22 protein-coding genes are annotated in these 22,462 nt (G+C 58.9%); 7 read left to right on the plus strand and 15 right to left on the minus strand.

Annotated features, from left to right (window positions below; all coding sequences use genetic code 11):
* Positions 1-213: 213 nt before the first annotated feature.
* The 4 genes from HNR03_RS08580 (at position 214) to HNR03_RS08595 (ending at position 5,506) form a co-directional block, all read left to right on the plus strand.
* Positions 214-1,986, plus strand: a complete 1,773-nt coding sequence (locus HNR03_RS08580) for an N-acetylglutaminylglutamine amidotransferase (RefSeq protein WP_259152609.1) — start codon at positions 214-216, stop codon at positions 1,984-1,986.
* Between the two features lie 3 nt (positions 1,987-1,989).
* A complete protein-coding gene (ngg, locus tag HNR03_RS08585) occupies positions 1,990-3,738 on the plus strand; it encodes an N-acetylglutaminylglutamine synthetase (protein WP_259152610.1) in 1,749 nt (582 codons plus the stop codon).
* A gap of 162 nt (positions 3,739-3,900) precedes the next feature.
* On the plus strand, positions 3,901-5,091 hold the full coding sequence (locus HNR03_RS08590) for an osmoprotectant NAGGN system M42 family peptidase (protein WP_090186641.1): 1,191 nt from the start codon (positions 3,901-3,903) through the stop codon (positions 5,089-5,091).
* A 187-nt stretch (positions 5,092-5,278) separates the two neighbouring features.
* On the plus strand, positions 5,279-5,506 hold the full coding sequence (locus tag HNR03_RS08595) for a YheU family protein (protein ID WP_007945785.1): 228 nt from the start codon (positions 5,279-5,281) through the stop codon (positions 5,504-5,506).
* A 5-nt stretch (positions 5,507-5,511) separates the two neighbouring features.
* Here HNR03_RS08595 and csrA read toward each other — a convergent pair whose 3' ends face one another.
* The 3 genes from csrA to HNR03_RS08610 all read right to left on the minus strand — a co-directional run bounded on the left by csrA (position 5,512) and on the right by HNR03_RS08610 (position 7,055).
* Positions 5,512-5,697 (minus strand): carbon storage regulator CsrA, encoded by a 186-nt coding sequence (gene csrA / locus HNR03_RS08600; protein ID WP_222587953.1) that lies wholly within the window; start codon positions 5,695-5,697, stop codon positions 5,512-5,514.
* Between the two features lie 145 nt (positions 5,698-5,842).
* A complete protein-coding gene (locus HNR03_RS08605; RefSeq protein WP_222587954.1) occupies positions 5,843-6,175 on the minus strand; it encodes a YnfA family protein in 333 nt (110 codons plus the stop codon).
* 64 nt (positions 6,176-6,239) lie between these two features.
* Entirely contained in the window at positions 6,240-7,055 is an 816-nt protein-coding gene (locus HNR03_RS08610) for an SDR family oxidoreductase (RefSeq protein ID WP_259152614.1), read from the minus strand.
* A gap of 278 nt (positions 7,056-7,333) precedes the next feature.
* Here HNR03_RS08610 and HNR03_RS08615 point away from each other — a divergent pair, with 278 nt between their 5' ends.
* The gene (locus tag HNR03_RS08615) at positions 7,334-7,492 is read left to right on the plus strand and encodes a DUF3309 family protein (RefSeq protein ID WP_169858239.1); all 159 of its coding nucleotides are present in this window, start codon (positions 7,334-7,336) and stop codon (positions 7,490-7,492) included.
* Between the two features lie 60 nt (positions 7,493-7,552).
* On the opposite strand, the gene HNR03_RS08620 is transcribed toward HNR03_RS08615, so the two are convergent.
* The 10 genes from HNR03_RS08620 to HNR03_RS08665 all read right to left on the minus strand — a co-directional run bounded on the left by HNR03_RS08620 (position 7,553) and on the right by HNR03_RS08665 (position 17,088).
* Entirely contained in the window at positions 7,553-9,646 is a 2,094-nt protein-coding gene (locus HNR03_RS08620) for an LTA synthase family protein (RefSeq protein WP_259152615.1), read from the minus strand.
* Positions 9,647-9,931: 285 nt separating this feature from the next.
* The gene (locus tag HNR03_RS08625) at positions 9,932-10,537 is read right to left on the minus strand and encodes an START domain-containing protein (RefSeq protein WP_259152616.1); all 606 of its coding nucleotides are present in this window, start codon (positions 10,535-10,537) and stop codon (positions 9,932-9,934) included.
* Positions 10,538-10,578: 41 nt separating this feature from the next.
* Complete coding sequence (locus HNR03_RS08630; RefSeq protein ID WP_222587958.1) at positions 10,579-10,833, minus strand: YkgJ family cysteine cluster protein; 255 nt, start codon at positions 10,831-10,833, stop codon at positions 10,579-10,581.
* A gap of 163 nt (positions 10,834-10,996) precedes the next feature.
* The gene (locus HNR03_RS08635) at positions 10,997-11,467 is read right to left on the minus strand and encodes a translation initiation factor 2 (protein WP_259152617.1); all 471 of its coding nucleotides are present in this window, start codon (positions 11,465-11,467) and stop codon (positions 10,997-10,999) included.
* A gap of 89 nt (positions 11,468-11,556) precedes the next feature.
* Positions 11,557-12,996, minus strand: coding sequence for a PLP-dependent aminotransferase family protein (locus HNR03_RS08640; protein WP_059406834.1), 1,440 nt, complete (start codon positions 12,994-12,996; stop codon positions 11,557-11,559).
* A gap of 201 nt (positions 12,997-13,197) precedes the next feature.
* The gene (locus tag HNR03_RS08645; protein ID WP_222587960.1) at positions 13,198-14,010 is read right to left on the minus strand and encodes an OmpA family protein; all 813 of its coding nucleotides are present in this window, start codon (positions 14,008-14,010) and stop codon (positions 13,198-13,200) included.
* Positions 14,007-14,363, minus strand: coding sequence for a DUF4398 domain-containing protein (locus HNR03_RS08650; RefSeq protein WP_222587961.1), 357 nt, complete (start codon positions 14,361-14,363; stop codon positions 14,007-14,009). Before HNR03_RS08650 ends, HNR03_RS08645 begins: the two co-directional genes overlap by 4 nt.
* A 9-nt stretch (positions 14,364-14,372) precedes the next feature.
* The gene (locus HNR03_RS08655) at positions 14,373-15,200 is read right to left on the minus strand and encodes an ABC transporter substrate-binding protein (protein ID WP_259152620.1); all 828 of its coding nucleotides are present in this window, start codon (positions 15,198-15,200) and stop codon (positions 14,373-14,375) included.
* A gap of 193 nt (positions 15,201-15,393) precedes the next feature.
* Positions 15,394-16,323: an electron transfer flavoprotein subunit alpha/FixB family protein gene (locus HNR03_RS08660; protein WP_259152622.1), complete on the minus strand. Its 930-nt coding sequence runs from the start codon at positions 16,321-16,323 to the stop codon at positions 15,394-15,396.
* A 15-nt stretch (positions 16,324-16,338) separates the two neighbouring features.
* Positions 16,339-17,088 (minus strand): electron transfer flavoprotein subunit beta/FixA family protein, encoded by a 750-nt coding sequence (locus tag HNR03_RS08665; protein WP_259152624.1) that lies wholly within the window; start codon positions 17,086-17,088, stop codon positions 16,339-16,341.
* Between the two features lie 546 nt (positions 17,089-17,634).
* Between HNR03_RS08665 and HNR03_RS08670 the strand changes: the two genes are divergently transcribed.
* The gene (locus HNR03_RS08670; RefSeq protein WP_259152625.1) at positions 17,635-19,299 is read left to right on the plus strand and encodes an electron transfer flavoprotein-ubiquinone oxidoreductase; all 1,665 of its coding nucleotides are present in this window, start codon (positions 17,635-17,637) and stop codon (positions 19,297-19,299) included.
* Positions 19,300-19,482: 183 nt separating this feature from the next.
* Here HNR03_RS08670 and HNR03_RS08675 read toward each other — a convergent pair whose 3' ends face one another.
* Positions 19,483-20,373: an AraC family transcriptional regulator gene (locus HNR03_RS08675; RefSeq protein WP_259152626.1), complete on the minus strand. Its 891-nt coding sequence runs from the start codon at positions 20,371-20,373 to the stop codon at positions 19,483-19,485.
* A 191-nt stretch (positions 20,374-20,564) separates the two neighbouring features.
* On the opposite strand from HNR03_RS08675, the gene HNR03_RS08680 reads away from it, so the two are divergent.
* Positions 20,565-21,617: an NAD(P)-dependent alcohol dehydrogenase gene (locus tag HNR03_RS08680; protein ID WP_259152627.1), complete on the plus strand. Its 1,053-nt coding sequence runs from the start codon at positions 20,565-20,567 to the stop codon at positions 21,615-21,617.
* Here the strand turns inward: HNR03_RS08680 and HNR03_RS08685 are convergent.
* Positions 21,614-22,417, minus strand: a complete 804-nt coding sequence (locus HNR03_RS08685) for an IclR family transcriptional regulator (protein ID WP_090186684.1) — start codon at positions 22,415-22,417, stop codon at positions 21,614-21,616. The two genes, HNR03_RS08680 and HNR03_RS08685, sit on opposite strands and share 4 nt — an antisense overlap.
* Positions 22,418-22,462 lie beyond the last annotated feature (45 nt).

Genomic DNA, 22,462 nt, shown 5'->3' on the forward strand with positions numbered 1-22,462 from the left:
TCAGCCACTTAACCAGCAACATTGTCCATGCATAACCTAACTATGTACCGCACGCGACTGCGCATTTTGAGCTAAAAGCAGCCCCTTGAGCTCCAACCCTTATTACTTATCGATCTAAAACTCACAGGATTTCACCGGGTCAGTTTCTGAGTACCCGGCACTTTGGCCGACTATCGATTGACCCTCCCCAACGGAATAACCGGTAAGGAATTTATGTGCGGATTAGCTGGCGAGTTACGCTTCGATCATCAACCTGCGGACCTCGCGGCCGTTGAACGGATCACCCATCACCTGGCCCCACGTGGCCCTGACGCATGGGGTTTTCATGCCCAAGGGCCGATTGCCCTGGGCCATCGTCGCCTGAAAATCATGGACCTGTCGGACGGCTCGGCGCAGCCAATGATCGACAACCAACTGGGCCTGTCCCTGGCCTTCAACGGCGCGATCTATAACTTCCCGGAACTGCGCACCGAGCTCGAAAGCCTCGGCTATGCCTTCTATTCCGGTGGCGACACCGAAGTGCTGCTCAAGGGCTATCACGCCTGGGGTGAAGCGCTGCTGCCCAAACTCAACGGCATGTTCGCGTTCGCTATCTGGGAACGTGACGCCCAACGCCTGTTCATCGCCCGCGACCGTCTCGGCGTGAAGCCGCTGTACCTGTCGCGTACCGGCCAGCGCCTGCGTTTTGCTTCCGCTTTGCCGGCACTGCTCAAGGGCGGCGATATCAATCCGGTCCTTGATCCGGTGGCGCTCAATCACTACCTGAACTTTCATGCGGTGGTCCCGGCGCCGCGCACCTTGCTGGCCGGCATTGAAAAACTGCCGCCCGCGACCTGGATGCGCATCGAGGCGGACGGTCGTACCGAACAGAAAACCTGGTGGACCCTGCCCTACGGCCCGCACGCCGACGAGATGAACCTGACGCTCGAAGACTGGCGTGACCGTGTCCTCGACAGCACCCGTGATGCCGTGGCGATCCGTCAACGGGCAGCGGTCGACGTCGGCGTCCTGCTTTCCGGCGGCGTCGATTCGAGCATGCTGGTCGGCCTGTTGCGCGAAGTCGGCGTCGAAAACCTGTCGACGTTCTCCATCGGTTTCCAGGATGCCGGCGGCGAGCGCGGCGACGAATTCCAATATTCGGACCTGATCGCCAAGCACTACAACACGCAACACCATCAACTGCGCATCGACGAAAAAGAGATCATCGAGCAACTGCCCGCAGCGTTCCGCGCCATGAGCGAGCCGATGGTCAGCCATGACTGCATCGCCTTCTACCTGCTGTCCCGGGAAGTGGCCAAGCATTGCAAAGTGGTACAGAGCGGCCAGGGTGCGGATGAGCTGTTTGCCGGTTATCACTGGTATCCGCAAGTCGACGGTGCCGCCGATCCGTATGCCGCCTACCGCGATGCGTTTTTCGACCGCAGCTATGAAGACTACGCCGCCACGGTGCAGCCGAAATGGCTGACGGCAAATGACGCCGCAGGCGACTTCGTGAAGGAACATTTCGCACAGCCCGGTGCCGATGCCGCCGTCGACAAGGCCTTGCGCCTGGACAGCACGATCATGCTGGTGGATGACCCGGTCAAACGCGTCGACAACATGACCATGGCGTGGGGCCTGGAAGCGCGCACGCCGTTTCTGGACTATCGACTGGTGGAATTGTCGGCCCGCGTGCCGGGCAAATTCAAACTGCCGGACGGTGGCAAACAGGTATTGAAGGAAGCGGCGCGACTGGTCATTCCGAGCGAAGTGATTGATCGCAAGAAAGGTTACTTTCCGGTGCCGGGCCTCAAGCACTTGCAAGGCGACACGCTGGACTGGGTCCGTGAACTGCTGCTGGATCCGAGTCAGGATCGCGGCCTGTTCAACCCGGCCATGCTTGACCGCCTGCTGACCGATCCGCAAGGCCAGTTGACCCCGTTGCGCGGCTCCAAGCTGTGGCAGTTGGCGGCCCTCAACCTGTGGCTCAGTGAACAAGGAATCTGATCGATGAAACCTAACGCTACGGCGTATAGCCAACGCTTGTTGCGCGGTCAGTCGCCCACTTATGAACGCTTGCAGGCGCGCCTGGCCGAGGATGGCAGTGAACTGGGCACCGCGCCCATTGCAGTGCATTGCGGTTGGGGCCGGTTGCTGATCGGCCACACCTTTCCTGATCCGGCGAGCCTCGCCCAGGAGCTGCTCAATGAGCAGCCGGGCGAGCGAGACATTGCGCTGTACGTCGCCGCCCCTCAACAAGTGCTGGGGCTGGAGCCGGCTCAATTGTTCCTCGACCCGTCCGACACCTTGCGTCTGTGGTTCAGCGATTACCGTCAGTCAACGCGCGTGTTTCGTGGTTTCCGGATTCGCCGCGCCCAGAGCGAAACAGACTGGCAGGCGATCAATCAGCTGTACCACGCACGCGGCATGTTGCCCATCGATGCCCATCTGCTGACGCCGCGCCATCAAGGTGGCCCGGTGTATTGGCTGGCTGAAGATGAGGACAGCGGCGCAATCATTGGCAGTGTCATGGGCCTCAATCATCACAAGGCCTTCAACGACCCGGAAAACGGCAGCAGCCTCTGGTGCCTGGCGGTGGATCCGCACTGCTCGCGGCCCGGCGTCGGTGAAGTGCTGGTGCGCCACCTGATCGAACACTTCATGAGCCGCGGCCTGAGCTACCTCGACCTGTCGGTGCTGCACGACAATCGTCAGGCCAAGAGTCTTTATGCCAAGCTCGGTTTCCGCAACCTCCCGACCTTTGCCATCAAGCGCAAGAATGGCATCAACCAGCCGTTGTTCCTCGGTCCGGGTCCGGAAGCGGAATTCAATCCGTATGCACGAATCATCGTCGAGGAAGCCCATCGCCGTGGCATCGATGTACAGGTCGATGATGCCAATGCCGGCATGTTCACCCTCAGTCATGGCGGACGTCGCGTGCGTTGTCGCGAATCGTTGAGCGACCTGACCAGCGCCATCAGCATGAGCCTGTGCCAGGACAAAAGCCTGACGCATAAAGTGCTCAATGCCGCCGGGCTGAACCTGCCGTCCCAGCAACTGGCGGGCAATGCCGATGACAACCTGGCCTTTCTCGATGAGCACGAACGGGTGGTGGTCAAACCTCTGGATGGTGAACAGGGTCAAGGCGTTGCCGTGGACCTGCAGACCATCGAGGACATTCAGCAAGCCGTCGAAGCGGCCCGCCAGTTCGACAGCCGTGTGTTATTGGAAAGCTTCCACGAAGGCCTTGATCTGCGGATTCTGGTGATTGGTTTTGAAGTGGTCGCGGCGGCCATTCGTCGACCGGCCGAAGTGGTCGGCGATGGCCAGCATTCGATCGGTGCGCTGATCGAGGCCCAGAGTCGTCGTCGGCAGGCCGCTACCAGCGGTGAAAGCAAAATCCCTCTGGACCACGAGACCCAGCGCACCCTGCAGGCGGCGGGTTACGACTACAACAGCATTCTGCCGGCCGGCGAGCATCTCTTCGTACGGCGTACGGCGAATCTTCACACCGGTGGCGTCCTTGAGGACGTCACGGCGATCCTGCATCCGACCCTGGTCGATGCCGCCGTGCGTGCCGCGCGGGCGCTGGACATTCCAATGGTCGGGCTCGACCTGTTGGTGCCTGCGGCGGATCAGCCGGAATACGTATTCATCGAAGCCAACGAGCGCGCCGGACTGGCCAATCATGAACCGCAGCCGACGGCTGAGCGGTTCGTGGATTTGTTGTTTCCGCACAGTCAGCCGGCGGTTTCTTAATGATTCAGTGCCTGGACTGGCGCCTTCGCGAGCAAGCCCGCTCCCACAGTTGACCGCGTTTCCCTGTGGGAGCGAGCTTGCTCGCGATGGGGCCTTGGCAGGAAACACGAATTCATCCCCTTCATCGAAACCATCGATGTTCGTTACTCATCAGGAGTTTCCATGACCAGCAAAATCCCCGAACCGGATCTCAACTATCTGCAAAAAGTCTTGCTCGAAATGCTCGCCATTCCCAGCCCGACCGGGTTCACTGACACCATTGTGCGTTACGTCGCCGAGCGCCTTGAAGAACTGGGCATTCCGTTCGAAATGACCCGGCGCGGTACGATCCGCGCAACGCTCAAGGGCAAGAAGAACAGCCCTGACCGCGCGGTTTCCGCCCACCTCGACACCATCGGTGCGGCAGTGCGTGCCGTGAAAGACAATGGCCGACTCACCCTGGCGCCGGTCGGTTGCTGGTCCAGCCGGTTTGCCGAGGGCAGCCGCGTCAGTCTGTTCACTGACAACGGCGTGATCCGTGGCAGCGTATTGCCGTTGATGGCCTCCGGGCACGCGTTCAACACGGCGGTGGATGAGATGCCGATCAGCTGGGATCACATCGAATTGCGCCTGGACGCTTATTGCGCGACCCGTGCCGATTGCGACTCACTGGGCATCAGCGTGGGCGATTTTGTCGCCTTCGACCCGCTGCCCGAATTCACCGAAAGCGGCCACATCAGTGCTCGCCACCTGGACGACAAGGCCGGCGTTGCGGCACTGCTGGCGGCGATGAAAGCGATCGTCGACAGCGGCGCAGAGTTGATGATCGACTGCCATCCCCTGTTCACCATCACCGAAGAAACCGGCAGCGGCGCCGCGGCGGCATTGCCCTGGGACGTCAGCGAATTCGTCGGCATCGACATCGCGCCGGTCGCCCCCGGCCAGCATTCCAGCGAGCACGCGGTGAGCGTCGCCATGCAGGATTCCGGCGGCCCCTATGACTATCACCTGTCGCGCCACCTGCTTCGATTAGCCAGTGAAAACGAGCTGCCGGTGCGTCGCGACCTGTTCCGTTATTACTTCAGCGACGCGCATTCGGCAGTGACGGCCGGCCACGACATTCGCACCGCCCTGCTCGCCTTCGGCTGTGACGCCACTCACGGCTATGAACGTACGCACATCGACAGCCTGGCTGCGCTCAGCCGGTTGCTGGGTGCCTATATTCTGAGTCCGCCGGTATTTGCCAGTGATGCTCAGCCGGCGAAGGGATCGCTGGACCGGTTCAGTCATCAGATCGAGCACGACGCGCAGATGGAAAGCGACACGCGGGTGCCGTCGGTGGATAGCCTCGTTGGGCAGCGCTCAGAGAGTTGAGTCCGACTTGCGATTATGGGCGCGAGGAATATCGCCTTCGCGAGCAAGCCCGCTCCCACAATGGAATGCGATCAACTGTGGGAGCGGGCTTGCTCGCGAAGGCGGCAGGTCGGGCAATGAATGGGCTTAGGCTAGCCGCCACCCATCATTCGCCGTAGCATCGCGCCATTGTCAAACCGAGGTGCCTATGCTGATTCCCTACGACCAACTAGAAGTCGACACCCTGACCCGCCTGATCGAGGATTTCGTGACCCGTGACGGTACGGACAACGGCGATGACACGCCGCTGGAAACCCGCGTATTACGCGTTCGCCAGGCGCTGACCAAGGGTCAGGCACTGATTGTCTTCGATCCGGAGAGCGAGCAATGCCAGTTGATGCTCAAGCATGATGTGCCCAAGCACCTGTTCGACTGAGCCCTTCAACGCCCCTTGTTTTTGGCCAGTTTGATCTGGATGCGCTCATAGACTTCGGCGCGATGCACATTGACGCTCTGGGGGGCTTCGACGCCGAAACGCACGCTGCCTCCGTTGACGGCAAGAATGCGCACGGAAATGTTGTCACCGATGGAAATCATCTCGCCCACAACGCGGCTGAGTACAAGCATGGCATTCATCCTTCAGGGTTACCGGCCCTTGAAGATGCCCGTCGCACCGCAGGTCTTCAATGCAGTGAAGGCAAATCAGTCCTGCCCTACAGCACACGACGATTCCCCCCGACGGAAAGGTCTGACAAATCGGCTCAATGCAGCATCAGGAGGCAGAGAATCGCGGCCCGAACAAAATGATGCTGGCGCCGATCACGCACAACGCCACACCCAGCCAGTCCGAGCCCAAGGGACGAATCCGCTCGACCACCGCCAGCCAGCCGATCGACGCGACAATGTAGATGCCCCCGTAAGCGGCATAGGCGCGGCCAGCGTAAGTCGCTTCGACCCGGGTCAACAACACCGCAAACAAGGTCAGGCTGAGCAGCGCCGGCACGACCCACAAGGCACTTTTGCCTTGACGAAGCCACATCCAGAACGCGAAGCAACCGGCGATTTCAAACAGCGCCGCGAGGAAAAACCACAAGTAATTGAGCATGCAAACGTCTCGCGAGGATGGCCGATTGCGGCCACCCTAACGAGGGTATTGCGCAGGGGCAAGTTCAGCCCGCGCTTTGTTTGGCCTTGGCGCGCATTTTGTCGGCCATGACGGTCATTTCGTTGTAGAGCAGTTGCGGATTCTTCTGCTTGAGCGCCCACGCCATGCGGCCCTGTTCGTGGGGCAGGATCATGAATTCGCCAGCGGCAACGTGCTCGTAGATGTAATCGGCAATGTCGGTCGCGGTGATCGGCGAACTTTCCAGCAATTTGCCGACCTGGGCTTTCATGGCCGGGGTCGGGCCACGGAAGGAGTCGAGCAGGTTGGTCTGGAAGAACGAAGGACAGACCACATGCACGCCCACTTCCTGCTGTGCCAGTTCGATCAGCAAGCTTTCGGACAATGCCACGACGCCGGCTTTGGCCACGTTGTAGTTGCTCATGGCCGGACCTTGCATCAGGGCGGCCATCGAAGCAATGTTGATGATCTTGCCTTTGCTTTTTTCCAGCAGCGGCAGGAAAGCCTTGCAGCCCTTGACCACGCCCATCAGGTTGATCGCGATCTGCCAATCCCAATCTTCAAGTGACAGCTCACTGAAGAAACCGCCCGAGGCAACGCCCGCGTTGTTGACGATGACATCGATGCCGCCCAGTTTCTCTTCGCACGCTTGGGCGAACGCCGTCAGCTGGCTGTAATCGCGCACATCGCAACGCTGGATAAAACCGTCACCGCCGGCTTCCCGGACCAGTTTGAGGGTCTCTTGCAGGCCAGGCTCGCTGACATCCGACAAGGCCAGCTGCCAGCCTTCACGCGCCCAGCGCAGCGCGATTTCGCGACCCAGGCCTGAGCCTGCGCCAGTGATCATCATGCGATTTTGCATAGCAAACAGCCTTGTCGTTCCGGGAAAGATGCGCTGAGTGTAGCGAAGGACATTGCCCGACCCACGCTCCATCAGATTGCTGAATGGCCCGAGCAAACCACGGCAAGCCTGCATCAATTAACGTTGCAAAAACGAAATAAGCCTATCTTCAAAAAACATTAAAAAAACTTGGAATTTTCTGACCCGCGCGCCAGTCGGACGTTATAAGCAGCTTGAATTAAATGCTTTCCAGCTGACAGTTTAAAGCTAGGTCACTTCGAAACACTTCCAACAAGGAAATAGACATGGGCACAATTCTTATCGTTATTCTGATTCTTCTACTGGTAGGTGGTTTGCCGGTCTTCCCACACTCCAGAAGTTGGGGTTATGGCCCGTCGGGTATCATCGGCGTGGTGTTGGTAGTGCTGTTGATTCTGCTGTTACTCGGCAAGATCTAACGATCTGACAGGCAAAAAAAGAGGCCCTTGAAAAAGGGCCTCTTTTTTATTGCCGAAAATTTAATCCGGCTTGCCGTCTACCACACCGGCGGTGTTGTCGAGCAGGCTCTTGGTCGCGGTCTGCAAGAACGCTTCAAGTTTCTGCTTGAGGGCTGCTTCATCGGCCGACTCGGGAATCACGTCACCTTTAGGATTGGCGCCCAGCTCGTATTGATACAACTTCGGCGGCATGTCTTTAGGCAGGACCAGTATACGATCCGCTGTGAGCAACGCTACGGTTTGATCGCTGCCCGAAGGTTTGATCACGCCAAAACCCTTGTCGCCTTCCGGCAGGTTCAGCAAGTCACGACCCCAGCATTGATGGATCACGTCGCCACCGACACGGCCCATGATGGTCGGCACGATATCGATCTGAGTGCCCACGGTGTGGTCGACCTTACCGAATTTGTCCTGAATACCCGGCGCGATCATCAGCATCGGAACGTTGAAGCGCCCCAGGTCCATTTCGGTGATCTGCTGCTCGTTGCCGAAACCGTGGTCGCCGACGATCACGAACAGCGTCTCATTGAAGTACGGTTCTTTGCGCGCCTTCTCGAAGAACTGTCCCAGCGCCCAGTCGGAGTAGCGCATGGCGGTCAGGTGCTCGTTAAGGGTGCCACGATCAGTGACGCGCTCGACCGGCAACGGCGTTGGCAAGGCATATGGCGTGTGGTTGGACAGGGTTTGCAACAAGGCATAGAACGGTTTCTTGTCCTTGCCATCACGCGCTTTCAACTCTTCCAGGCCACGGTTGAACATGTCCTGGTCGGACACACCCCAGGTCGGGTCGGAGAACACCGGATTAACGAAGTCGTTACGCCCGATGAAGTTGGTCATGCCCTGGTTGCTGAAAAAGCCCGACTGGTTGTCCCAGGCGAAATCGCCGTTGTAGACGTAAACATCGTCGTAGTCACGGGCGCTGAGCAACTGCGGCAGGCCTGACAGTTTGTGACTGCCTTCCGGGGTCTGCATCAGGTATTCGAAACCCGGCAGGTTCGGGAAGCAGGCCATGGTCGCGAACATGCCCTGGTGGGTATGCGTGCCGTTGGAGAAGAAGCGATCGAACAACAGACCGTTTTTGGACAGTGCGTCGAACGACGGCGTGATGTTCCCCGGACGTCCCAATGCGCCTACCGAGTGACCGGCGAAGCTTTCCATCAGGATCACCACGACGTTCTTGATCGGCAGGGTCTTGTCGGCATTCGGGGTGAAGTTGCGACGGACTGCGGCAATATCTGCATCAACCAGTTTGTCGCTCGGTGTCAGCAACATGTCGCGTACGGTCTGCTGGGCCAGCGGCTGGTCCAGCGTGGCTTTCCAGATGTTGCTGCGCTCGTCCGACATCCGGCTCTTGGCGGCGGCAATCAGTTGCAACGTGCCGTTGAGGCCCAACTGGTTGGCGAAGTTCGAGTCGGTGGTGTAGACGTCACCCCAACGCAATGGCGGCCCCTGACGCAGAGTACCGCGGGCGGCAACTATGCCCATCATCAGGCAAACCACGAATACCGCGATGCGTGCATACCACGGGGCGATCTGGCGCGTGCCGATGCTGCCGCCGCTGAATGGGCCACGAGGCCGGGTCGCGCGGTCCGCGCCCTTGAACGCGAGGGTCAGGATCAGCGTGCCGAAGGCCCAGGCCAGCAGGTAGCGAACCACCGGAAAACCATACCAGAGCATGCTCATGACGGTAGACGGGTCTTCCTTCACATACTGGAAGACCAGACCGTTGAGGCGCTGGTGGAATTCGCGGTAGAAGTCCATTTCCATCAAGCCGAGGAACAACGCGATGCTCGAAGCGACGGTGAGCCAAAGGCGGAAGAAACCGCGTGCCGCCATGGCCCGTGCACTGAACAACGCCAGCAGCAACGGAACGATGAGGTAGACCACCAGACGCAGGTCGAAACGCAGGCCGTTGGCGAACGCTTCAAGGAAGGTCGAGGCCGGTGTATCAAGAATCATCGAGCGGTTGTAGACCAGCAGCGCAACGCGCAGCAGGCTGAACATGACCATCATGACAAAAGCGCACAGCAGCGTGTAGGCCATATGCGATTTGACGGTCGGTTGCAGCAGGCGACTAGAAGCTCGCTGCTGATTCAGGGCATCCGGGTTTGCCATGTCGTTTTAGGACCCATTGGAAGTTGAAGTTACAAAAATAAAGTGGCGCCCTGCCCTCTGTTGGCCAGTTCTCGGCCCCGGGGCTTGCGCGGTGCGCAAATGTTGCACGATCACCCACCTCATTGCCAATGATTACTGTTTGGCAAGCTGAGCGGGCGGATTGTCTTGGAGGCTTTGTGAAAATTTCGTGCAACGTATATCCAGAAACAAAATAAACCCTTTTTACCCTCATCAGAAACGCAAACGCCCCGAAAAACCCGGGGCGTTACCTGAAACGCCGCGCGATTACTTCTCGGCGCGTTGCTTCAGGGCTTTGAGCGTGTTGAACGGTGCATCGACCACGAACTTGTTGGCCACCATCGATGGGATACTGCCGCCCGGCTCGGTGTGCACCTGGTAAGTCACTTCGACCTGATCACCCTTGGGTACGAACTTCCAGAAACCCTCGACTTTGGTAACCCGCACGAAACCTTTTTCTTCCGGAATGTATTTCGGCACGCCTTCAAGTTTGCGCGTCAGGCTACCGTCGGCGCCTTCAACGGTGGTGACATGCAACACCGAATCACGCGGCGTCACTGGCCATGGGGTATTGAACTGGGTGTAGGTCCAGTTCTGATCGCCTTCGTGCTTGAGCAGTTTCTGGGTCTTGCAATCGTGAATCCAGGCGCAGGCACCCGCCACGTCTTCCTGCAATGCACGCAGTTTGGCAACGGTGGTTTTCATCAACGTAACGCCTTGATAGGCCTTGTAGTCAGAGCCGGGCACTTCACTCAAGGATACTTTGATACCGTCTTCGTTCTTGGCAACCTTCCAGTCTTCGGCGTGTGCCGCCGAGGTGGCCAGCACCAGCGTCAAACCAGACAGCACAGCCATACGATGCAGCGAACCCATAGTCTTATTCCTTATTGTTGAAGTTCCGTTCGTTGAACACATCACGCCGCCGTTACTTGCTCCCACCAACCCAGCAACTTGATCGCTTCGTCACGGCTGCTTCCGCAGACTTCGACATCGGCTGCAAATGCCGAGCAGACCGCAGGACGCTCCGGCATACCGAAAATGCGACACAAGTTATCGACAGATAGCTGAATACAACGTTCGCCAGCGGCTTTGCCATTGGGCATGCCGGGAATCGGCGAACTGATGGAAGGGGCAATGCAACAGGCGCCACAGCCTTCACGGCACTTCATGACGAAAAGCTCCTCGCGGGGCAATGTGTTAATGGACGAGGCACAGAGTAACCGCTAAAACAGCCGTTTAAAATTACCTGGACCGGGGTTTTTGCACTCAAAGGAGCGTGACTGACCAGTCTCCGACAAAGTGTCTGGGCCGCGGGTCACGAATCAGCGTCGTTTACTGCTTGAACTCGAAATCCAGTGCTGCACCTTCGACATCCCGGCGTTCGTCGTTACGTCGTTGCAACTGCATTTCGTTATTGAGCAGACGGCCGTTGAGCTGAAACGGGCTGCTGCTCGCCTTGTCACCAAACATTTGTGGCAACACTGCATCGTGCCGGGGCAACGGCACCGTTCCGATCGGTTTCAGCTCTTCAACCATGCCTTGCGGCAAGCTCAAGTCCAGTTTGACCGGAGGAAGTTGGGTTTTCACCACTTCGCTGGCCGGTTTCGACTTGGAGGCAATGGGCGGACGCTTTTTCACCGTCGGCTTCTTTTTCACCGGCGCGACTTTTTTTACAGGTGCTGCTTTCTTCGAGGATGTGCTGGCGGCCGGTTTTTCCTGAACGGAAGCGCCCATGACGCCTTCGGCGTGAAAGGTCATCAACAGGCATAACGACAGCCAGACGGCAGGATAAATCGGTTTCATGGACCCAACAGGGCTAACGGCAGAGGGCCATATGCTCGCTTGTTGCGCGCAACAAGACAAGCATGGACAGGCCTGACCAGTCCATCCCTTTAAATGCCGCCGGCCATCTCCTGGCAAAGTTGAGTCGCCAACATTCCCAATGTCATCAATGCACGTTCGGCTTCACGGTTCCACGGCGTGCCACAGTTCAGCCGAATACAGTGATTGAACTGCTCGGTATTACTGAAAATCAACCCCGGCGCGATGCTGATGCCTTGCTGCAAAGCACGCACATGCAGTTCCTGAGTGTTGACCCGCCCCGGCAGACTGACCCATAGAATGAAACCGCCGGTAGGCCGGGTCATTTGCGTGCCTTCCGGGAAATACTGCTGCACGGCCAGCTGGAAAGCGCTGAGGTTCTTGCGATATTCCTGACGAATGTAGCGCAGGTGACGGTCGTAACCGCCGTTCTCCAGGTAAGCGGCTATCCCCATTTGCGTGACGCTGCACGCCGAATGCGTGCTGAAGGTCTGCAAACGCTGAATTTCCTGCTGATACTTGCCGGCGATCATCCAGCCGATGCGCACGCCCGGTGACAGGGTTTTGGAGAAGCTTGAGCAATAAATCACGCGATCCAGCCGGTCATAGGCTTTCAGAGACTTGGTGCGCCCCTGCTCAAACATCAGCTCGCCATAAATATCGTCTTCGACGATCTGGATATCGAAATCCGAGGCCAGGCGCAGCAGTTGCTTCTGCCGCTCCTCAGGCATGGTGCCGCCCAGTGGATTGCTCAGACGCGTGGTGAGCACCAGCGCCTTGATCGACCACTGGTTGGCCGCCAATTGCAGGGCTTCCAGGCTCATGCCGGTCGCCGGATCGCTGGGGATTTCAATGACTTTGAGGCCCAGCAGGTCGGCCAGTTGCAGCAATCCGTAATAGGTCGGTGATTCGGCGGCGATCAGGTCGCCAGGCCGGGTCAGCACGCGCAGTGACATCTGCAACGCGTCAACGCAACCGTGGGTGATCACTACCTCGGAGGGATCGACCACTACGCCGGCATCGCGCATGCGGATCGCCACCTGTCGGCGCAACGGTTCGAAACCGGGGCTGAACATGTAGCTGAAAGCCCGCGGGCTATGGAAACGGGTGACTTTGGCCAACTGCTGGTGCAAGGCGCGGACCGGCAGATAGTCGACGCTCGGCACCGCCGCCCCCAAGGGGAAAACGCCCTCGCGGCGCGACTCGACCAACACTTGTTGAATGATGCTGCTGCGCGTGACCAGGCCGGGGCGCTCGACCCGGGCGATATCCGGCGTCGGCGCAGTCAGGGCCGGCGTCTGGTGTACGTAGTAACCGGACTGGGGTCGGGCGCGGATCAGCCCTTGATCCTCAAGGTTGGCGTAAGCCTGCAACACGGTCGCATGACTGACGTTGAGCTGCGAGCTCATCTTGCGTACCGAAGGCACGCGCTCCCCCGGCTGATAGACGCCACGACGGATGTCTTCGGCCAGTTGCTGAGCAATACGTTGGTAGAGCAAGAGATTGGTCATGACGCAGCACTCGATTTCACGGGCATTTTATTCTTGTGTGAAACAATACCGGAACAGTTTAGAAGTGTACTGGGACAGTTGCCACAATAGTCGACCGTACAGTGCAGTGTCAGCAAAAACTGTACTGCTTTGTGAAGCTATTGGCAGGCGTAAAAAAACCCGGCGCTGACAGGCAGGCCGGGTTTTCCAGTGACGCAGCCTTTAGCGAGCGGCGCCGAGCTGGCCTTTTTCGTCGGAGAACACAATTTCCACCCGTCGGTTCTGCGCGCGACCACGCTCGGAAGCGTTCACATCCACCGGGTATTCATCGCCGTAGCCTTCGACTTTGATACGTTTATCGTCGATACCCAGGTCCATCAGCACATCCGCTACCGATTGTGCGCGGTCAAGGGACAGCTTGAGGTTCTCCTGCTTGCCGCCTGTGCTGTCGGTGTAGCCCTCGATGCGAACTACACGCTTGGGATTGAGTTGCAGGAATTGCACGATTTTGAGGACCACACGGTTCGCCGAGTTCTTCAACTCCGCCTCACCCGTATCGAACAGCACGTCACCCAGGGTCATCACCAGACCGCGATCGGTCTGCGTGGTCGCCATTGCAACGATCTGTTCTTCGAGCCACTTGCCCTGCTGCTGCACGCTGAGCAATTTGGACTCACGCAAGGCCAATTGCAGGCGTTGACGCTCCAGTTCGAGCTTCGTCGCGCGCTCTTCGTTGAGTACTTGATTGGTGTGTTCACGCGCGATTTCACTGTAGCGCTGGCTCAGGTAGGCGTAATGCACCACGTCCGCGCCGCTGCCCCAATAGCTGGAAAGCCGGTCGGCGCGGGCCAGGGATTCGCCAGCGCGGATCACATCCTTGGGAGCGATGCGCAGGACGTTGGAGTCTTCCTTGACCTTCTGGAAGTCTTGGCCGGCTTGCTGCAGCGCGGTCTCGCTGTGTTGACCGGCGCAACCATAAAGGCTTGCGCATCCTGCCAGGATCAAACCGCCGAGTGCTTTGGACGTGAGGCTCATTGGGCATCTCCCAGTTGCTTGCGCAGACGAGTGATGCGGGTGTTGAGCACGTTCAACTGCTCCTCGCTCTTGAGGGTCAGCACCTTCGCTTCAGCCAGGCGTGCATCCAGCTCGGCCTGTTCGGCCCGCATGCGCGCATGCTTGTAGGAATGATCGGCCATGTCGCCCTGGGCGCGAGAAAACTTTTCTTCGGCCAGCTTCAGTTCCGGCACATCGTCGGCGTTGGCGCCAACGGCCTTGGCTTGTAAGAGGGTCTGTTCGGTCAAGCGTATTTGTTCATTCGGCGCCGGATCGGCTGCACAACCCGCCAGAGCCAGAACGGCCAGGGCAGCGAAAAGAGGTCGAATACTCACTAAAAATCCCTACTGTTTTGGGGTACTGACAGGCAGTTGCTGCGGTTGTTGCTGCTGCGCTTTCCAGCGCTCGATGTTGCGTTGCAACACAGCCTCCGTCAGTCCGGACGCGGGCAATTCTGTCATCTTTTTGGCCAGCTGTCCGCGCAACCAAGGATCGTTGCAGGCGGAGTTGTGGGAAACCGCGAGGAACAGGCCCGGCTTGTCGACCGGCTGCGGGCGAGGGATCAGGTCATTGGCCATGCTCAGCGCCTGCGCGGCGGCCATGCCCGAGTAGCGCCCGGCGAGGACAAATTCCACCTCACCCAGCAGCAATTTCTGAAAGGCCTGGGTCAGGTTTGGAGTGCGCACGAGGGTCAATTGCTGCTCGGCGAAAGTGCCGAATGCCTGGGTCATTCGAGACTTTTCCGACAGTGCGCCGGGATGGCCGTGGAGGTCCTGCACCTGGTTATAGACCAGCGCCGAATCTTTGCGGGTCCAGACCAGATAATCATTTTCCAGCAGCGGTGGATGGATGTAGTCCAGGGTGTCCAGCTCACTGACGGTCAGAGGCGCGTCGGCCAGCATGTCCATGCGTCCGCTGCGTACTTCATCCAGTGCCTGTGCGCGCTTGCCGGCATAAAGCAGTTCGACCTTGATGCCTATCTGCCCCGCCACCTGTTGCAACAGGTCAGCGCTGGCACCAATCAAATGCCTGGGGTCTTGCGGGTCTTGCCAAAGGTAAGGCGGCGCGTCCGGACTGCCGGTCACCACCAGGCGTTCGCACTTGCCCGCGGCGTTGGACAGCGCCGGCAATACCGCTAATCCCAGCAATCCCCACACCAGACGCAGATCCATGGCCAAATACTCCTCTCAATCCCGGTTATGCCAGCTGTAGGAGCTGTCGAGTGAAACGAGGCTGCGATCCTTTCAGGTCCGCTTGAACTCCAAGATCAAAAGATCGCAGCCTCGTTTCACTCGACATCTCCTACAAAAGAACAAAAAAAAGCCCGACCAACAGGCCGGGCTCTTTATAAGTGAAGCAGCCGGATTAGACCAGCTTCTCCAACTCAGGGATGGCTTCGAACAAGTCCGCCACCAGGCCGTAATCGGCCACCTGGAAGATCGGCGCTTCTTCGTCCTTGTTGATCGCAACGATCACTTTGGAGTCTTTCATGCCGGCCAGGTGCTGGATCGCGCCGGAGATACCGACGGCGATGTACAGCTGTGGAGCAACGATCTTGCCGGTCTGACCGACCTGCATGTCGTTGGGTACGAAACCTGCGTCGACCGCGGCGCGCGAAGCACCGACGGCAGCGCCCAGCTTGTCGGCCAGGGCGTACAGGTGTTTGAAGTTGTCGCCGTTCTGCATGCCGCGACCGCCGGAAACGACGATTTTGGCAGCGGTCAGTTCAGGACGATCGGACTTGGCCAGTTCTTCGCCAACGAAGCTCGAAGTGCCAGCGTCGTGCGCAGCAGCAACCGCTTCAACTGCAGCGGAGCCACCTTCGGCTGCAACCGGGTCGAAACCGGTAGCACGCACGGTGATGACTTTCACGGCAGCGTTCGATTGAACGGTGGCGATGGCGTTACCGGCGTAGATCGGACGCTTGAAGGTATCAGCGCTTTCGACCGAGATGATCTCGGAGATCTGGTCAACGTCCAGCTGAGCGGCAACGCGCGGCAGGATGTTTTTGCCGTTGGAAGTGGCGGCAGCCAGGATGTGGCTGTAGCCCTTGCCCAGCTCGGCGACCAGAGGAGCGACGTTTTCCGGCAGTTGGTGAGCGTAGGCGGCGTTGTCGGCCACCAGCACTTTAGTCACGCCCGCGATTTTTGCAGCGGCTTCAGCCACGGCACCAACGCCCTGGCCAGCGACCAGAACGTGGATGTCGCCGCCGATTTTGGCAGCGGCAGCCACAGTGTTCAGCGTGGCCGGGGCCACTACTTTGTTGTCGTGTTCAGCTATAACCAAGATAGTCATTTCTGGCTCCTTAACTCAAAGCACCTTCGCTTCGTTTTTCAGTTTCTCGACCAATTCAGCCACCGACTTGACCTTGATACCCGCGCTGCGTGCAGCTGGCGCTTCGACTTTCACGGTCTTGTTGGTGGAGGCGGTGGAAACGCCCAAAGCGTCCGGAGTCAGCACTTCGAGAGGCTTCTTCTTGGCTTTCATGATGTTTGGCAGGGACGCGTAGCGCGGCTCGTTCAAACGCAGGTCGGTGGTGACAATGGCTGGCAGTTTCAGGGAAACTGTCTGCGCGCCGCCGTCGATTTCGCGGGTCACGGCAACGGTGTCGCCGGACACTTCGACTTTCGAAGCGAAGGTGCCCTGACCGTAGCCGCTCAAAGCAGCGAGCATCTGGCCAGTCTGGTTGTTGTCGCTGTCGATGGCTTGTTTGCCAAGGATCACCAGCTGAGGCTGTTCCTTGTCGACAACAGCCTTCAGCAGCTTGGCAACGGCCAGGGAAGTCAGATCTTCAGCGGATTCGACGAGGATGGCACGGTCCGCACCCAGAGCCAGCGCAGTGCGCAGTTGCTCTTGAGCGGTAGACGGGCCGACGGAGACGACGACGATTTCAGTCGCAACACCTTTCTCTTTCAGGCGTACGGCTTCTTCCACTGCGATTTCGCAGAACGGGTTCATCGACATCTTGACGTTGGCGAGGTCGACGCCGGAATTGTCCGCCTTGACGCGAACCTTGACGTTGTAATCCACAACGCGTTTGACAGCTACAAGAACCTTCATGGATTCCTCGTTACTCTCCGGTGAAAAGAAAGTCGCCTAGGCGAACCTGGCGGTTTGATGCTCATCGGCGCAAGGGCACCTCTAAAAACGCTGGCAGGTGTATCGGGTGACCTTGCTCACGAGGCAGATGACCGTTCGTCAGTGGTGACCGACAAGTCATTTATTATCGCGGCGTGTAAACTGCGCGCCAAACCTGCGCAACAAATCACCTTGTACTGCCATCGCCCTGTCTTTAGAGGTGCTCTTGATACCTACAGTCAGCCTACGGCGAGCGCAAAACCGACCGTATCTTGACCGGAACGCTTATTCCGGTCAATACGGCAAAATGGCCGTTCATAAGCCGCGTGACTTTGATTTCTCTGGCTTTGAGCCAATTCAAACAAACGTTTGTATTGGACGCTAGGAGTGGTGTAGATATAATGCGCCACCCAAAGAGAAAGGTGGTCAATCGATTGTCCGTGCTGCGCGTTGAGCAGTCATTCATGGATGCGACACCAAACCTCCAATTAGAAAAAAAACTGTTGAGCCTTGAGTAGGAGATAACCTGTGGAACGCGAATACATGGAATTCGACGTCGTCATCGTCGGTGCCGGCCCCGCTGGTCTTTCCGCCGCCTGCCGCTTGAAGCAGAAGGCCGCTGAAGCCGGTAAGGAAATCAGCGTCTGCGTGGTCGAAAAAGGCTCCGAAGTCGGTGCTCACATCCTCTCCGGCGCGATTTTCGAACCGCGCGCCCTGAACGAATTGTTCCCGGACTGGAAAGAACTCGGCGCCCCGCTGAATACGCCAGTCACCCGCGATGACATCTTCGTTCTCAAGAACGCCGACAGCGCGCAAAAAATTCCAGACTTCTTTGTGCCCAAGACCATGCACAACGAAGGCAACTACATCATTTCCCTGGGTAACCTGTGCCGCTGGCTCGCCCAGCAGGCCGAGAACCTGGGCGTGGAAATCTACCCGGGCTTCGCCGCCCAGGAAGCGCTGTTCGATGAGAACGGCGTGGTGCGCGGGATCATCACCGGTGATCTGGGCGTAGACCGCGAAGGTCACCCGAAAGAAGGCCTGTACACCCCGGGCATGGAACTGCGTGGCAAATACACGTTGTTCGCCGAAGGTTGCCGTGGCCATATCGGCAAGCAGTTGATCAAGCGCTTCAATCTCGACAGCGAGGCTGACGCCCAGCACTACGGCATCGGCCTGAAAGAAATCTGGGAAGTCGACCCGGCCAAGCATCAGCCAGGCCTGGTGGTCCACACCGCCGGTTGGCCGATGGACATCATGGGCACCGAGAACACCGGTGGCTCGTTCCTCTATCACCTGGAAAACAACCAGGTGGTCGTCGGTCTGATTGTCGATCTTTCCTACAGCAACACCTACCTGTCGCCGTTCGACGAGTTCCAGCGCCTCAAGCATCACCCGGTGCTCAAGCAGTACCTGGAAGGCGGCAAGCGCATCAGCTACGGCGCACGCGCCATCTGCAAAGGCGGCCTGAACTCGCTGCCGAAGATGGTGTTCAAGGGTGGCGCTCTGATCGGTTGCGACCTGGGCACCCTGAACTTCGCCAAGATCAAAGGCAGCCACACGGCGATGAAGTCCGGCATGCTCGCCGCTGAATCCGTGGCCGATGCGTTGTTCGCCGAGAAAGACGGCACCGAAGAACTGACCACCTACGTCGACGCGTTCAAGAAGAGCTGGCTCTACGACGAACTGTTCGCCAGCCGCAACTTCGGCCCGGCGATCCACAAGTTCGGCGCCATCGTCGGCGGCGGTTTCAACTGGCTCGACCAGAACATTTTCGGCGGCAAACTGCCGTTCACCTTGCACGACACCAAGCCGGATTACGCGTGCCTCAAGCTCGCGGCGGACTGCAAGAAGATCGACTACCCGAAACCCGACGGCAAGATCAGCTTCGACAAACTCAGCTCGGTGTTCATCTCCGGTACCAACCATGAAGAAGAACAGCCGTGCCACCTGAAGCTGACCGATCCGAGCATCCCGATCGGCAAGAACCTGCCGCTGTACGATGAACCCGCCCAGCGTTACTGCCCGGCTGGCGTGTACGAAGTGGTGACCAAGGAAGACGGCGAAAAACGCTTCCAGATCAACGCCCAGAACTGCGTTCACTGCAAGACCTGCGACATCAAGGACCCTGCACAGAACATCACCTGGGTGGCGCCGGAAGGTGCTGGCGGCCCGACTTACCCGAACATGTAAGCCGAACGCCTGAACATCAAGGCTCCCGAACGGGGGCCTTTTTGTTGCTCACCATTTCATCCACACCACAATCCCTTGTAGGAGTGAGCCTGCTCGCGATGGCGGTGGGTCAGTCGACATCAATTCTGAATGACATACCGCTATCGCGAGCAGGCTCACTCCTACAAGGGCCTCATTGCCAACTCAAGCGGCGCGCTCATCCCCTGGATTGCGCTCGAAGTAACGCTTGTACTCGCGACTGAACTGCGACGTGCTCTGGTACCCCACCCGATGCGCCGCTTGCGCCACACCCAGGCCTTCGGCGAGCAACAATTGCTGCGCCTTGAGCAAGCGCAAGCGCTTCAAGTACTGCACTGGCGACAACAAGGTGCTGCGTTTGAAATGCTCATGGAAGGTCGACGCACTCATGTTCGCGCAACTGGCCAGCGTCTCGACGTTCAGCGGTTCGGTGTAATGCCCGTGCAGATGGTTGAGTGAGGCCGCAATCCGGGCGAACTGACCCTGCTGCTCCACTAGCGCCCGCAACACATCCGCTTGCGGACCGCGTAACGCAACGAACAATAATTCGCGCAATCGCGCCGGCCCCATGATCTGGCATTCCTGCGGATCGTGCAGACAACGCAACAACCGCTCCACACAACCGCGCATGTCATCGTCGAGCACCGCCGAGGTCATCGACTCCGGCGTTTGCGCAGCAATATTGCGCCCCGGCGCCAGCCCCATGGCCAACACCAATTCACCGAGCAAAACCCGATCAATGGCAATCGAAACCCCGAGCATCGGGCCGTCCGGTGCTGAAAACGTTTCGCACTCGAAAGGCACCGGCAATGCCTGGATCAAATAATGCCCGGCGCCATATTCCAGGGTTCGCGGCCCCAGGTACGCCAGTTTGCTGCCCTGGGCAATGATCACCAGGCTCGGCTCGTAGATCTGTGGACCACGCGCCACATCACAACTGGCGCGCAAAACCTGCACGCCCGGCAACGCCGTAGGGGCAAAGCCGTCGCGGGTGGTCAGCGGCTGGATCAACGAAACCAGGGTGGCATTGGCGTCGAGATGACGGGTCAACAACATGGGAGCTCTTCACCAAAAAAGTCGCGGACAATGGGATGAAAGCATCATCGCAGGTCTGAACGCCAATGCACCCCATCAAAGGCTGATGCCGGAGGATTAGGCATGACACCCGGAGGAATCGCCATGGCCGGTGGCCGGCACGGCGCCCAAAATGCGTCGCCTCACCTGTCACTGCTTTTGCGAGGTTCCTCATGTACACCGCTATCGGATACGCCGCCCAGTCGGCCACCACTCCCCTCGCCCCCGTAAAATTCGAACGCCGCAGCCCTCGTGCTGACGACGTTGCCATCGACATTCTTTACTGCGGCGTCTGCCATTCCGACATCCATCAGGCCCGCAACGAGTGGGGTATTGCCGTTTATCCGCTGATGCCTGGCCACGAGATCGTAGGCAAAGTTACCGCCGTCGGTGCGAATGTCACCCGGCACAAAATCGGCGACCTGGTCGGCGTTGGCTGCATGGTCGATTCGTGCCGCAACTGCGAAGCCTGTCAGTCGAACCTGGAGCAATACTGCCTCGAAGGTCCGACCATGACCTACGCCACCCCGGATCGGGTCGATGGTAGCAACACCATGGGCGGTTACTCCGACAGCATCGTGGTGAGCGAACACTTCGTGGTGCGCATCCCGGAAAAACTCGACCTGGCCAGCGCCGCGCCGATCCTTTGCGCCGGCATCACCACCTACTCGCCGCTCAAGCATTACGGCGTGAAAGCGGGCGATAAGGTCGGGATTCTCGGCATGGGCGGCCTCGGCCACATGGGCATCAAGTTTGCCAAGGCGATGGGCGCGGAAGTGACGCTGTTCACCCGCTCGGCGAGCAAGGCTGAAGAAGGTCGTCGCCAAGGCGCTGACCACGTGATCGTTTCCACCGATGCCGAGCAGATGAAAGCCGCTGCCGGGCATTTCAACTTCCTGCTGGACACCATTCCGGTGCAGCACGACCTCAACCCCTACCTCGATACCCTGCGTTTCGATGGCGTGCATATTCTGGTGGGCTTGATCGAACCGATCGATCCACCGGTCCATGCCGCCAAACTGGTATTGGGTCGTCGCGTACTCGCCGGCTCGTTGATCGGTGGCGTTGCCGAAACCCAGGAAGTGCTGGATTTCTGCGCCGAACACAACATCACCTGCGACATCGAAATGCTCGACATCCATCAGATCAACGAAGCGTTCACCCGCATGATTGCCGGTGACGTGAAGTACCGCTTCGTGATCGATATGGCGACGCTGAAAGCCTAAACCTTAGCGCCAAGCTCCGCCGAGAGCCGGGCCGTGACCCCTTTGATCAGGGGAATCAGCTCGGCCATTTTTTCCAGCGGCATGTACGGCACGGTGCTGGCGATGCTGATACCGGCGACGATGCGCTTGCTCGCATCGCGGATCGGCGCCGCAACACAGCGGATCGACGGTTCGTTGTCTTCGAGGTCGAAGGCGTAACCGCCCGCGACATACTCGATCATGCGCTGCTGAAACTGCTCCCAGGACTGCTCCGGGTGCTGCGGCCAAAACTGATTTTTCCCACCCGCCGGCAGACTGACTTCGTACAGTCTTTTCCATTCTTCCTGCGTGTCATCGAGCATCAACGCCTTGCCGATCCCGGTGCGCGCCAACGGCATGCGATGGCCGACCCGCGAGCGCATTTCCGGGCCATTGCGCCCCGGATTCTTGTGCAGGTACAGCACCTCGTCGCCTTCACGTATCGCCAGGTGAATGGTGTCGCCGGTCAACGCCGACAACTCATCCAGATAGGGCCCCGCCAACGTCACCAACGGCAGTTCTTCGCGCGCCTGAAAACCCAGTTCGATCAGTTTCGGCCCCAGCAGATATCCGACCTGCGGCACCACGCGCAGATAGCGCTCGTCCACCAGGCAACTGGCCAGACGATGAGTGGTGCTGCGTGTCGTGCCGATCAACCGAGCGATCTCTTTGAGGTCGCGGGCGCCACTGGCCACGGCCTGAACCACACCCAAACCGCGAAGCAGTGTCTGGGTGCCGGTCGGCGCGGCGTCCTTGGCGATTTTTGGGGCGTCTTCCTGCATATCCAGCCTTTACCGTTGAGCGAGTGAACGGGCGGCATTATGGTC

Source organism: Pseudomonas sp. JAI111, assembly GCF_024809425.1.
Classification (GTDB): Bacteria; Pseudomonadota; Gammaproteobacteria; order Pseudomonadales; family Pseudomonadaceae; genus Aquipseudomonas.

Coding starts and splice junctions, on each gene's coding strand:
- ngg (WP_259152610.1), top strand. CDS start 1,990: ATGAAACCTAACGCTACGGCGTATAGCCAACGCTTGTTGCGCGGTCAG.
- HNR03_RS08625 (WP_259152616.1), bottom strand. CDS start 10,537: ATGGGTTCGCTGCATCGTATGGCTGTGCTGTCTGGTTTGACGCTGGTG.
- HNR03_RS08590 (WP_090186641.1), top strand. CDS start 3,901: ATGACCAGCAAAATCCCCGAACCGGATCTCAACTATCTGCAAAAAGTC.
- HNR03_RS08580 (WP_259152609.1), top strand. CDS start 214: ATGTGCGGATTAGCTGGCGAGTTACGCTTCGATCATCAACCTGCGGAC.
- HNR03_RS08685 (WP_090186684.1), bottom strand. CDS start 22,417: ATGCAGGAAGACGCCCCAAAAATCGCCAAGGACGCCGCGCCGACCGGC.
- HNR03_RS08635 (WP_259152617.1), bottom strand. CDS start 11,467: ATGAAACCGATTTATCCTGCCGTCTGGCTGTCGTTATGCCTGTTGATG.
- HNR03_RS08645 (WP_222587960.1), bottom strand. CDS start 14,010: ATGAGCCTCACGTCCAAAGCACTCGGCGGTTTGATCCTGGCAGGATGC.
- HNR03_RS08660 (WP_259152622.1), bottom strand. CDS start 16,323: ATGACTATCTTGGTTATAGCTGAACACGACAACAAAGTAGTGGCCCCG.
- HNR03_RS08605 (WP_222587954.1), bottom strand. CDS start 6,175: ATGCTCAATTACTTGTGGTTTTTCCTCGCGGCGCTGTTTGAAATCGCC.
- HNR03_RS08680 (WP_259152627.1), top strand. CDS start 20,565: ATGTACACCGCTATCGGATACGCCGCCCAGTCGGCCACCACTCCCCTC.
- HNR03_RS08610 (WP_259152614.1), bottom strand. CDS start 7,055: ATGCAAAATCGCATGATGATCACTGGCGCAGGCTCAGGCCTGGGTCGC.
- csrA (WP_222587953.1), bottom strand. CDS start 5,697: ATGCTTGTACTCAGCCGCGTTGTGGGCGAGATGATTTCCATCGGTGAC.
- HNR03_RS08620 (WP_259152615.1), bottom strand. CDS start 9,646: ATGGCAAACCCGGATGCCCTGAATCAGCAGCGAGCTTCTAGTCGCCTG.
- HNR03_RS08665 (WP_259152624.1), bottom strand. CDS start 17,088: ATGAAGGTTCTTGTAGCTGTCAAACGCGTTGTGGATTACAACGTCAAG.
- HNR03_RS08655 (WP_259152620.1), bottom strand. CDS start 15,200: ATGGATCTGCGTCTGGTGTGGGGATTGCTGGGATTAGCGGTATTGCCG.
- HNR03_RS08675 (WP_259152626.1), bottom strand. CDS start 20,373: ATGTTGTTGACCCGTCATCTCGACGCCAATGCCACCCTGGTTTCGTTG.
- HNR03_RS08630 (WP_222587958.1), bottom strand. CDS start 10,833: ATGAAGTGCCGTGAAGGCTGTGGCGCCTGTTGCATTGCCCCTTCCATC.
- HNR03_RS08595 (WP_007945785.1), top strand. CDS start 5,279: ATGCTGATTCCCTACGACCAACTAGAAGTCGACACCCTGACCCGCCTG.
- HNR03_RS08640 (WP_059406834.1), bottom strand. CDS start 12,996: ATGACCAATCTCTTGCTCTACCAACGTATTGCTCAGCAACTGGCCGAA.